A 12,435-nucleotide genomic window follows, 5' to 3' on the forward strand; every position below is an offset into this window, starting at 1 on the left:
AAACTGCTCATCCATAATACCATCACCTTATTATATTATAACATATTATCAGAGATCATCATAGATTGACAGCAAGCAGCTTAAACCTCCTAAGGCGCATGGTACCGTGTTCGACGTGCTGTGCGCCGCACCCTCATTAAGCTCACCACGCCACTAAGGAACGCGACCCCCGCGATCACATACAGGGCCGTCGCGAGCCACAGGGCCCCCTTGTGTTGCTGCCATAAACTCGCCACAATAGCCGAAAAGCCCGCAAGCACCCATGCCACAAGGACTGCCATTTGACTAGAAATTTTATCCAGACGCCGCAACACCGGTGTCAATTCGGGGCGGGTGCTGACTGAACCGCGACCGATTTTGTTCAATGCGACATCGAGCTCTTCCGGAAGGCGCCATCCAATTTGCCCCCAACCCTTGGCCTTGTCGGCCACTTTGTCCCACACCATTTGACCTGTTGGACCCCATAGGTTGCCAATTTGCTCGCGAACCCATTGATAATAACGATTATTCCAGACTACACGCCGTTCGTTAATCATCGGCAAGGCTTTTTCTTTTAAGAGCGCCATCCAATCTAAGTCGGGATCGAGTCCTCCTACTAGCCCAAACAGCATGCCAATAGCTCGTCCTAAAAACATATATTGTGCAGGAAACTGCAACGGCTCCTCATATAAGAAATCTTGAAAATCGCGAACGAGCGCGCTTAGTGCTGGCCCTTCTTGTAACGGCACTCCCGCAATGCGATCGAGCATGAAGCGCACTGCGCGTGTCAAAATTTCTAAATTCGCTGATGGCCTCACAAATCCTAGCGCCACCATACTATCCACCACGCCCGGTGCATTGCGTGCCAGCCCAAATTCAACCAATTGCCCAAAAACGTCAACATGTTCAGAAGGAATCGTCGCCATCATACCAAAATCTAAGAAAATCAATCGGCCATCTAGGCCCGCCAGGAAATTTCCCGGATGGGGGTCAATTTGAACAAAGCCGTCGATGACAATTTGCTTCAAATACGCTTCTACAAGTAGACGCGCTAATCCCTTCTCATCTAATCCTTGGGCACGTAGCTGTTCATGGTCCGTTAACTTCACGCCTTCTACGAATTCCATGACCAAGACCGTTGGCCTTGCATAGGATTCGTAGACACGAGGCACTTGAATATTGGACCACTCGGCAAAGTTCCGTTGGAAATGGCGCAAGTGGTCTTGTTCCTGAAGATAGTCCAGCTCGCGGTCGACAGACTCGCGAAATTCCTCAAAGAGCCGAACCGTATCAAGCCGTCGACCGACTTTTGTCCACCGCTTTAAAACGACCATAATCCGGGCCAAAGCCCGTAAGTCTGTTTTAGCAAGGGCCCGGATAGCCGGTCTTTGCACTTTCACCGCGACCACACCAGGTTCATGGCGCAGACGCGCACGGTGCACTTGTCCTAACGATGCCGCTGCCACTGGAATCGGCTCAAAGTCTTCAAAAATTTCCCCCAAAGGTTTCTGATAAGCCTCTTCAATCGTTAATTTCACGGCCTCAAACGGGGCAGCAGGTACCTGATCTTGCAATTGTTGCAACTCTTTGGTGAATGCTAAAGGCAACACATCGGTCCGGGCGCTAAGAAACTGCCCCACCTTGATGATGAGTCCTTGCAGCCGCAGGGCCTCACGGCGAAAACGGATGCCACCTTGCTGATAGATGGCATCCACTGCGCGCGCGGCTTGGTCTTTGGGCAAGATCCGTTCAGCACGTTGAATCGCACGGTAATCAGCCCAATAGGACAAGGCCAACCGGAATATTGAGATGGTCCTCGACAGTTGAGAAGCCACGTGCACCCTTCACCCTCGTCCCATTTTAGCTAGTGACCCTACTTCTGATCCGAAGCGGGCCCATCGTCTACCGGTTCATCCCACACCCGGTAGGCATCATCGAGTTTTTGCAGAAACCGGTGCCGTTTTTCACGGTAAGCCGCGCGCTGTTCGTCGGACATATTTGACCACTTTGTGACCCGAGCTACGCGAGTCAATCCCAAAAGCGCTAAGAACCAAAAGAACAATGGAACTTGCGGACGTCGCCTAAACCACATCGTAAAACCCCCTTAACAACTATTCGTACTGCTTACTATTTGTCATTATAGACGTTTTCCTATTTACATGCAGCCTATCGTAACGCGCTAGACCCAAATTTTGTCATGCGCAGGGCCTGCCGATAACAACGCCCATACAGTTTAGGAAGATGGCGCAATCCCATCATCATCACTTCTTCGCGTGCTCGCGAAATGCCCGTAAATAATTGATAAGCTCCGGCTCCTGTTGTCTCAAAAGCCTCTTCCGTTTCGGCCATCAAGATCACCATATCAAACTCGAGTCCTTTAGCATATTCCACGGTCGCCATAATGACGTCGTACGGTTCAGGATTTTCGGGCTCAAAGGCCATTTCAATCGTCTCCGGTTTAAGACGTTGAAAGCGCTCTAATAAATCCCGCGGTGCCTTATTAGCAAAAATCACTGCCACTTGTCCTAAATACTCTCGTTTGCCCCGCACTACCTCTTGCATCACCGCTTCGGCCACCTTTGACTCGCTAACCTTGACCGGTGGATGAATGATGCCGCCGCCGCGCCGAGGGACTTGTTTAATACCGGCCGGATGCGCCGCATTGGCTAGGTGCACAATCTGCGCTCCTGAACGATAATTATCCAAAAGTTCGACATGTTGGGCATGCAATCGGTTTGCTACCTCCGACCAGTTTTCGACCTCCGTATAGGGATTAAGATGTTGAAACGGATCCCCAACCAACGTAAGCGAGCCATTCGTGGAGACCAATTGCTCCGCCAGAGCGAAGCCCACAGCGGGGACATCTTGAGCCTCATCTAAAACCACTAAGGCATAATGCTGTGAATGCCCTAAAAACTTCCCGGCTAAAAACAATAACGCTAAGGCATCGGCGAGGGCCCATACCGATTCCCGATGAAAGGGTGCTTCAATCCCTGCTTCCTGTCGCGCTACGGGATAAATAGCCATCAAATCTTGAATCGTCTCCACCCGTGGGACTTGTTCTTGCCAATGATCAAATCGCTGGCGGGCCAACTTTTGATAAGAGGTCAATTGACGGCTCTCCGCTCCCGCTAAGGCCGTTTCTACCATTTGGTCCCAACGGTGTCTTAACAGGCGCCACCGTTCCCGTAATGAATATCGTGAGGAGGTCGCAAAAGTCTCATAAACTTGCGCCGATGACAATTCCAACGTACCTTGATGCCGACCGCTGACCGTTTCCACATCAAAGGCCATCCGCAAATCGCCCAGGTTCTTCGCCAAGTTCGCGGCATAGTGGTCAACCCAACGTTCTAGCCTTTGGGTAAACACCTCATCATATAATAAGGCGTCGTCAGAACTAGCCGATTTTTTTCGAACGGGGACGCCTAATTCTCGTGACAGCCATGAGACGAGGTCGTGTAGCACAACATCTTGAGCGTCCAATGATGGCAAAATATCCGAGACGTACCGCAAAAACGGTCCAGACGGACCCAAATATAAAATTTGTTGCGGAGAAAGTGCAGCCGAATGGAGCAAATGAACAATGCGATGTAAGGCAATTTCGGTTTTACCGCTGCCCGGTCCCCCTTGAATGACAAGATTCTGACGCAAGGGTTGGACAATAAGATCATATTGTTCTTCCTGCAAGGTCGCCACAATGTCCGATAACTTACCGCCGCCCCGCTTCTCAAACAGTTGCTCCGCGGCGTTCTCACCTTCGCTGTCAGGCAACGGAGGCAACATGGGCCCGCGGAAGGTATCAGCCACTTCAACAACCTCGAGATTGTCAATGCCTATGCGCGTAACCCGGTCAAGGTCCCATTGCCCTGGGACAGAGCGGTGCGTAATAAACATGCGGGCAACCGGCGCATTCCATGGGATAATATCCACTAACCGCCCGTTAGCGTCCTCAAATTCCAGCGATCTTTGGGCTTTACTGACATAGACAACAGTCGGCTCTTCTCCCTCTGTTCGGTCGACATACTCGATACGGCCATAGTAAGGATTGTGCCCATGACGGTCCCATTCCTCATACCAAATCTGCTGTCCCCGAGCCACGGCCTGATACACAGTAATATCATTATAACCACTCACGGGCGTGCCCTTACTGTCAAGCAATGCTTGGATGCGTTTTTTTATAGTAGCTAGCGCTTGCGCTAAATTTTTGCGTTCTAAAGCAAATGTGTGCGATGAGGGCCGATAGCGATATTCCAAATTCTTTCACCACCCGCATAATTCATGACAAAGGCTTTGGCAACCCACCAAAGCCTTACCATGCCATGCCAATGGTCACTATCATACCAGAAGAACCGCGACGATCCTAACGAAATCCGTCGGTGGAGCTATTTCGGACGTAAAATCGATCGCCGATGATGGCGCCCACCTTCAATTTGCTCCACGATATTTTTGGCCTGAAGCAAAGAGCATTGGTAGCGTTTTTTGATAACCCGAATAGCCTCGATCCGGCGCCCCTGGTCCAACAGACTACGGACTTCTTCCTGGGGTGACTGATCAGGTGATACTTCCCACAACAACTCCATCAGGGCACGCTGTTGGTATTCCAACGTCTTAAGACGGTGATGCAAAAACATAATCATGCCTAAAAATCCTAACGCGGTAATGAGTGCAATCCATTCCACATGCCATACCCCTATCCTATAGCCGCAGCCGTAGTTCAACGATTATTATGCCAAACCTATCATGTCTATTGTGTTCACCTCTAAGGCCCGGTGATATTCCATTTTCGACAGTATACGGGACGTGCCATGGCTTTTCAACCCGACCGAAAAGCCTAGTTCAAAACGTTCGGTGGGGTGAGAACGTCCGTGGAAGTCGGCAATGGTGCTTGATTCGGTTCGACACGCCATAGGGCCGTCAACCCAGCACCCAAAAGAGCCGCGGCCCCTGCAATGGCCAGCACGGCTCCCAACCCCCACCGCACTTCTGCAAATCCTAAGACGAACACACCCGTAATGGCCCCTATACGACTAAATGCCGTAGAAATCCCCAACGCAGTGGCCCGAATTCGGGTCGGAAAGATCTCAGCGGGTATGATGCCACAAGTCGTTCCCGGCCCACTGCCATTCAACAAGTTAACCACCATGAGCCCCCCTAACAGCAGCGCAAACACCCGCACATTCAACCATAATGCGACTGCCAGGCCCATAAGCCCAATCCCCGAAAGGAAAAACCCCCGCATTTGCAATCCTATGCGACCCGTTCGATCTAATTGAAACATAGCCCATGCTGAGCCGATGCCTCCACTAAGCGCCGCCACGCCCGTGCCGACAATAGCACCGGTTATCGACGTCAGTCCGTTAGATTTCAAAAATAAGGGAAGCAATAGACCCAATCCATACGTGGAAAAGTCCATAAGAAACCACGGAATTGTGGCCAATAGCCACCGTCTCATGGGCACAACCTCTGGAATCTTTTTCCCTCCGATTCGCGAGGTGCCGTGTCTATCTTGCAGCCAATGCAAGGACTCCGGCAAAACCCGCCGAATACCTAGAGCCACAGCAGCCGGAACCGTTGCCAAGCCAAAGAGCACACGCCAGCTCCATGCGTTCGGTAACCAATCCACGACCATGACCCCTAGACCAAAACTTACGACCGCACCTACAGACCACGCTAACCAGATATATCCCATGTGAAATCCCCGAGTCTTGGGTGGAGCAAATTCCGCTAAATACGTGGGAGAAATCGCGTAATCCGCCCCCACTGCCAACCCCACAATAAACCGTGCGACCACAAGCCACATATAGGAATTCAAGACCGCAGATAACAAGGAAAACACCATAAAAATCACAAGATCCCATAAGAGTAACCTTTTGCGACCTAGCCAATCCGCCAGCACCCCAGCAGCCAAACCGCCACCAATCGACCCTAGAAGCATGGCCGAGGCTAAGAGCCCTGTTTGCCCAGCGGTTAAGCGATAGAAACGGGTCAGGGGCACAAGCGCGACGGCAATCACGGACAGGTTGTATCCATCGAGAACAATTCCCAGACTCGACACAAGACGAATGCGCCGTAATACAGAACCCGAAGATTCAAGATTTGTCGTCATAAGACCTATACACGCTACTTTCTCGAGACTTGAACACGACGAACACCCGGCCATATTTCCCCGATACAACCAGTCCTTCACGGCCCCGAACATTAATACACGCATGCCCATCCCTCGCGCTGACTTTGTAGCATGTTGGCGAACCCAATAAGGTATGATAAAGTCAGCCATGCATATGAGACGGCCTATGTCCCACGTAGTGAACCCGTGCGGCCAGACGTTGGTCTCCAGCTCTCAACTTCAAAAGCGAGGTGCCTCATGTCTACCCCGATCTTACCCATCGACCACCGCGGATTGACCCGGGAACAAACCGCAGACCTGTTGCGAGGCCTGTCTGATTTTATTGAAACCTATCCCCACGACGCTTTTGTCGTCACCATTGATATTACACCTGCCACGACGGAAACCGCTGCACCCAAAACCCGCCGAGCGCCTCGTAAGAAATCCTGAAGACCATGGTCCTTCTGACAAGCGGCAAGTTCTCACGTCCTCTCTTTGCCGCTTGACGAAGGGGGATGCCCTTAATGCCGGAATCCCGATACCGGCTCTTGTGGGTGGGGCATAGGGCCATCAAGGGATTCAAGATAGCCCACGGCTTCCTTTAGATCGTCCAGCAGCAAATGCGCTAAATCCAATGAAAAACCATTGCGCACTACGACACGCATTATGGTCACATCAGACATGTCATCCGGCATGGGATAAGCAGGCACCTGCCACCCATACACGCGCAGCTGTCTGGATAAATCATAAAGATTCCATCGATCGGTATATCCAGAACGCATCCGCCACGAAAACACCGGAATATCGGATCCATCCGACAACAACTCAAACATTGGCATCTCAGAAATGGCATGACTCAAGAACCGAGCTACATCGCGTGAAGCATTTTGAACGGCATAATACCCGCTCCATCCTAGACGCAAGAAATTATAGTACTGCAGCAAGACTTGGGCGCCAGGCCGCGAAAAATTCAACGCAAACGTCGGCATATCACCGCCTAAGTAGGACACACGAAAAACTAAGTCATCTGGCAAATTGCGCGCCTGCCGCCATACAATCCATCCCAGCCCGGGGTAGACCAATCCATATTTGTGACCCGATGCATTAATCGAATGAACACGGGGTAATCGAAAATCCCAGATGAGCTCCGGTTGCAGAAAAGGGGCGATAAATCCTCCGGATGCGGCATCGACATGAATAGGAATATCTAGTCCAGTTTTTGCTTCCAGATCATCTAACGCCTTTGCAATAGCCTCCACTGGCTCATAAACGCCGGTATACGTGACACCTAAGATGGGGACTACCCCAATGGTATTTTCATCGACGGCCCCCAATACCCCGTCTGGAGTCAAAAACGGCTTGTCGGGGGTAATCGGGACATACCGCGGTTCGACATCCCAATAATTAGCGAATTTTTCCCATACCACTTGGACCGCTGAACTAAACACTATGTTAGGATGCGCAACCGATTTCCCTATCGCGCGTTGCCGCTTTTGCCAACGACGCTTCAGTGCCAACCCCGCCAACATACACGCCTCCGATGACCCGGTGGTTGATACCCCCATCGTGGCATGCGGCTCCGGTGAATGCCACAGGTCGGCTAAAATACGTACGCATCGCTCTTCAATAGCGGCCGTCTGCGGATATTCATCTTTATCAATCATGTTTTTGTCAAAGGCTTCCGCATACAGTTTGTCAGCCTGGGGATCCATCCACGTCCCCACAAACGTTGCCAAATTGAGGCGTGCATTGCCATCCATAGCAATTTCATCATGCACAATTTGATACGCAGCATCGGGATTCATGCCATGTTCGCGTAAACGAAATCGCGGAATTGGCTCATCATTCTCCTGAAAGACTAACGGATTGATGGCCAGTTCATCGGGCAGCGCTACGTGCTTTCGGCGAGCATGCCAGCGGCTCATAAGACCCCTCCTTATTTTCGCGCGTTGTCATAGCGAGTCTTCTTATAGTGTGACGCTATAAACAGGGAGGGGCAAGAGCCTTATCAAATAGAACCCGAAGTTCAACTTGACATCGTGCTATGGAGTGTGAAAATTAATATATGAACAACATGACTGATTTTCCTTTGCCTATAGGGTCTATGCTTGTTGATCGGCTAAATGCCGCAAGCCGCCGCACGGGACTCTCCGTCGATTCAATCGTCATCATAGCATGCCTTGATTGGCTCAGACGGCATGAAGACCACATGTCATTGTGGACCCCTCGGGCCTTTCCAGAACGAGATCCCCATGAATAGCTATGCGGGCTGTTCGTGTTTACGCCCGTTAAGATGTCTTGCCAAGCGGTCTCAAGGCAGTTCTTATCCTCCTGGAAATATACAGATATGATTTGTGCAGGTAGAGTAATATATGGCCGTGCCCTATAATGGACCAGTCACAACAACTAGGAGGGACTTCTCGACACATGGCAGGAGAAAACATCTCAGCAGCAGCATCGGGCACTTTTCGCATTGGCGAAGATTTGCCTGTTCATCGATTAGGATATGGCGTCATGCAGCTCCCGGGCCCTGGCGTTTGGGGCGAATCGCGTGATCCCGAGGGAGCTTTACGTATTCTGCGCCGAGCCATTGATCTCGGTGTCAATCTCATCGACACGGCTGATGCGTATGGCCCCTTTGTCGCAGACCTTCTCATCAAAAAGGCCCTTCATCCCTACCCGGAAGGTCTTGTAATTGCCACCAAGGTCGGGTTGACGCGTTCGGGGCCCAATGACTGGCGCCCAGTAGGACGACCCGAATATCTTCGTCAACAAGTCGAACTAAATTTACGCCATCTAGGACTCGAGCGCATTGACTTATTGCAGTTGCACCGCATTGACCCCAAGGTCCCTCTCGCCGACCAACTAGGTGAACTCACCCTCTTGCAAAAAGAGGGAAAAATACGGCACATCGGACTCAGCGAAGTGACCCTCGAGCAACTCAGTGAGGCCAGTCAGTATGCCACAATTGTCTCCGTCCAGAACTTATATAACTTGGCGAAACGCGAGGCAGAGCCGGTGTTAAAGTACTGTGAAGCCCATCATCTGGCCTTTATCCCGTGGTTTCCCCTGGCCACTGGAGCTCTTGCTGCTCCCCAAGGCCCACTGGCCGAGATGGCCAAACGGTTAGGTGCCACGCCCTCCCAACTGGCTCTCGCTTGGTTGTTAAAGCGCTCCCCAGTGATCTTGCCCATTCCCGGCACCTCAAACATACAGCACTTGGAAGAAAATGTGGCCGCTGCAGCAGTGACGCTAAGCCAAGAAGACTTCGACGCTCTTACCCATGCGGTCTAGTCGCTTCAGAACGAAGGAAACAAGCACTTTGTAGATTCGTCAAACGAGATGCCCCAATGCCACAAAAATCACATCTAGGCATTGGGGCATCTTGACGCTAAGCTGATGGAGTCTCATTCATAAAGATGCGCTGAAAATCGGCCATAGTAATGCGCACATCCCGAGCTTTTGCCCCCTCAGCAGGCCCAATATATCCGCGCTCTTCCATCGCATCGATTAAGCGCGCAGCTCTGGTATATCCCACTCGCATCCGGCGCTGCAACATCGACGTTGAGGCTTGCCCACTTTCCACGACTATTCTTACGGCATCTTGAAACAAATTATCCGTTTCTTGCGGTACCGATGCCGGAGAGTCTGGACTCTCTTGGAATTCGATAGCGTCATCTACAGATTCCGACGCCTGAGCATGCTCTACGAGATAGGTGACAATTTCCTCGATTTCCTTTTCGTGAATAAAAGCCCCTTGCAAGCGCTGGGGTTTGCTTGCACCTACCGGATGAAACAGCATATCTCCGCGTCCCAAAAGTTTCTCGGCTCCGGCTCCATCGAGAATCGTGCGAGAATCCACCTGTGATGAAACGGCAAACGCAATGCGGGAGGGAATATTCGCCTTAATAGTCCCGGTGATCACGTCAACAGATGGGCGCTGGGTCGCCACAACCAAATGGATCCCCGCTGCGCGCGCCATCTGCGCCAAGCGAGCAATGGACTCTTCAACATCTTGGGGTGACACCATCATTAAATCCGCAAGCTCATCAATAATGATGACGATCAGGGGCAGACGTTCTTCAGCCGTCTGATTATATCGCGCCACGTCACGAACCCCCATATCCGCGAAAAGACGGTAACGCCTTTCCATTTCCGCAACCGCCCAACGCAGGGCTCCGGCTGCTTTTTTGGGTTCCGTCACCACCGGACTTAATAAATGGGGAATGCCGTTATAAATCGACAACTCTACGACCTTCGGATCAATCAATAAAAGCCGAACAACATCAGGACTCGCGCGAAAAAGCAAGCTGGTAATCAACACATTAATCAAGACACTTTTGCCAGAACCCGTTGCCCCTGCAACCAACAAATGTGGCATTTGGTCGAGACGGGCAATCACCGGGGCCCCCGCCACATCACGTCCTAAGCCAACAGCTAAAGGGGAAGCCGATTGAGCAAATTCTGGGCTTTCTAAGACCTCTCGCAAGAGCACAGGCGTAATTTCATCATTTGGCACCTCAATGCCAATCGCCGATTTACCTGGAATAGGAGCCTCAATGCGCACACCCGTGGCTGCCAGCGATAGGGCGATGTCATCGGTCAAATTGACAATGCGGGACACTTTAACCCCCGGAGGGGGAATGATTTCAAATCGTGTAATCGTCGGGCCCTGGCTGACGTCCCCCAACTTGACATCAATACCGAACTGTTTCAGAGCGGTCACCAGAATTTGGGCACGTTCAGCTGCACTAAATCCCCGGCGATCCGCCTGGGGAGGAACCGGCGCGGCCAACACACTGAGAGGAGGTGGCAAATAGTTCATGGCGCCTAGCGGTGCCAAAATTTTCGGAGGCGGCGCGGGTGCAGTCGGATGCGAAGCTTCCCGCATCTCTGCCATGGGATCGGCGATTTTCGGCGCCAGTATAGCCGTCTGTGACTCCGTCTCCACTTGCCTCATCGGCTTAGGCGAGGTCTTGGGGGACCTTGGCGTCACGGCCTTTTGACGATGCTTCGTCTCTTGCACTTCGGGGTAAACCCATTCGCGCAACACATGGTACCCCGCGCTCAAAGCCTTACCCACCCCACGCATCATCACCCAAAGAACTTGTCCGACCATCACCCCCATGGCCACCGCACTCATTCCTGTATAGAGCATGCCCCCAATCAATAAGAGGACAAGGCCTAGGAGAAAAGCCCCGACAGGGTCGATAGCGTGGGCAATGCCTTCTTCCAGTCGCGTCGCTAGAAATCCCGCCTCCAGCTTGTCTGCAAAAGGCAATAAGATAAACAGGCCAACAATTCCAATGACGGCTCCCCAGCCCCGACGATTTCCTGTAAAGGAGGGACGGTTTAATAACCGTAATAACCCAGCGACAATCACAAAGGCAGGTATGGCCCACGCCAGCAGACCAAATGCAAAAAATAAACCCTGACCCAAATCACGCGTTAACCGGCCTGAATGGGGAAATACTAATGATAAATAGCCCAACAATCCCAAGGCTACGAGAAGAATCCCTCCAATTTCTCGACGCATATCCTTGGTAATTTGTTTGAGCACCGACCCCATTACAAATCCTCCTAACCACTCTTTAACACTTGATGGCTGTCATGGCTTAAACCCATCATGTGGCGTCAACGCTGCCGTCATCATCGGGTCCAGACTTAATGCGCCATAGATAGGCCCCACGTGAGTAAGGCCAACATCAACGTATACCATCCAAATTGTCGCCATAGGCGCGTCACTCCCAGTGCATGCTTAACCCATTTTATCGCAAAAACCCCACTAATGGCAGCCACACCCATTCCGACCAAGATGGACGGATCGATACGAAATTCACTAAATGCGCTTTTATGCAAGATTAAAAAGGCCGCCCCCGCAATCACTGGAATAGCCATGAAAAACGACAATTGAGCCGCATCATCCGCCGATAGCCCCAAGACGCGTCCGGCAAAAATCGTCGAGCCGGACCGGGACAGCCCTGGCCATAAGGCAAATGCCTGAAAAATCCCTATTATAAAGGCTTGGCCCCAAGACAGACTTTCCAAGGAGCGGTGTCCACGCTCGGCCGGCGGAGTAAGCCATAAAGCCACCGTCGTTGCCCCCCAGCCAGCGGCCACAGCTATGGGAATAAACCACTGCGTTATCCATTCGCCAGCCCAATATCCCACAACTGCAGCCGGCACTGACGCGGCAATTAATTGACCAAGAAACCGAAAACTCCGAGAATGCCCAGCGGCCAGCTCTCTTATCCATTGCGCCAATTCCTGCCGATACCCCACAAATACGGCTACCAGCGTCCCAACATGCAAAGCCACTTCGAGTTGGGCACCAGACGACGGCAACGATA

The 12,435-nt window shown here is 51.8% G+C and carries 10 protein-coding genes; 2 read left to right on the top strand and 8 right to left on the bottom strand.

Annotated features, from left to right (window positions below; genetic code table 11):
* Positions 1-89 precede the first annotated feature (89 nt).
* From CO251_RS16995 to CO251_RS17015, 5 genes are all read right to left on the bottom strand, one after another.
* Positions 90-1,820, bottom strand: coding sequence for an AarF/ABC1/UbiB kinase family protein (locus tag CO251_RS16995; protein WP_103377013.1), 1,731 nt, complete (start codon positions 1,818-1,820; stop codon positions 90-92).
* 32 nt (positions 1,821-1,852) lie between these two features.
* Positions 1,853-2,071 (bottom strand): hypothetical protein, encoded by a 219-nt coding sequence (locus CO251_RS17000; RefSeq protein ID WP_103377014.1) that lies wholly within the window; start codon positions 2,069-2,071, stop codon positions 1,853-1,855.
* Between the two features lie 74 nt (positions 2,072-2,145).
* The gene (locus tag CO251_RS17005) at positions 2,146-4,233 is read right to left on the bottom strand and encodes a UvrD-helicase domain-containing protein (RefSeq protein ID WP_103377015.1); all 2,088 of its coding nucleotides are present in this window, start codon (positions 4,231-4,233) and stop codon (positions 2,146-2,148) included.
* Positions 4,234-4,361: 128 nt separating this feature from the next.
* Entirely contained in the window at positions 4,362-4,658 is a 297-nt protein-coding gene (locus CO251_RS17010) for a hypothetical protein (RefSeq protein WP_103377016.1), read from the bottom strand.
* A 152-nt stretch (positions 4,659-4,810) separates the two neighbouring features.
* Positions 4,811-6,190 (bottom strand): MFS transporter, encoded by a 1,380-nt coding sequence (locus CO251_RS17015; protein ID WP_158246411.1) that lies wholly within the window; start codon positions 6,188-6,190, stop codon positions 4,811-4,813.
* Positions 6,191-6,343: 153 nt separating this feature from the next.
* Here CO251_RS17015 and CO251_RS17020 point away from each other — a divergent pair, with 153 nt between their 5' ends.
* Positions 6,344-6,535: a hypothetical protein gene (locus tag CO251_RS17020; RefSeq protein WP_103377018.1), complete on the top strand. Its 192-nt coding sequence runs from the start codon at positions 6,344-6,346 to the stop codon at positions 6,533-6,535.
* A gap of 71 nt (positions 6,536-6,606) precedes the next feature.
* Here the strand turns inward: CO251_RS17020 and CO251_RS17025 are convergent, their stop codons facing one another.
* Positions 6,607-8,010 carry a glutamate decarboxylase gene (locus CO251_RS17025; protein WP_103377019.1) on the bottom strand — a complete coding sequence of 468 codons (1,404 nt, stop codon included), beginning with the start codon at positions 8,008-8,010 and terminating at the stop codon, positions 6,607-6,609.
* 502 nt (positions 8,011-8,512) lie between these two features.
* Here CO251_RS17025 and CO251_RS17030 point away from each other — a divergent pair.
* Positions 8,513-9,379, top strand: a complete 867-nt coding sequence (locus CO251_RS17030; protein WP_103377020.1) for an aldo/keto reductase — start codon at positions 8,513-8,515, stop codon at positions 9,377-9,379.
* 97 nt (positions 9,380-9,476) lie between these two features.
* Here the strand turns inward: CO251_RS17030 and CO251_RS17035 are convergent, their stop codons facing one another.
* Both CO251_RS17035 and CO251_RS17040 read right to left on the bottom strand, forming a co-directional pair.
* Entirely contained in the window at positions 9,477-11,654 is a 2,178-nt protein-coding gene (locus CO251_RS17035; protein ID WP_103377021.1) for a DNA translocase FtsK, read from the bottom strand.
* 95 nt (positions 11,655-11,749) lie between these two features.
* The coding region (locus CO251_RS17040) for an undecaprenyl-diphosphate phosphatase (RefSeq protein WP_146039127.1) at positions 11,750-12,435 on the bottom strand (686 nt) is incomplete at its 5' end.

This window comes from Sulfobacillus sp. hq2, assembly GCF_002903155.1.
Classification (GTDB): Bacteria; Bacillota; Sulfobacillia; order Sulfobacillales; family Sulfobacillaceae; genus Sulfobacillus; species Sulfobacillus thermotolerans.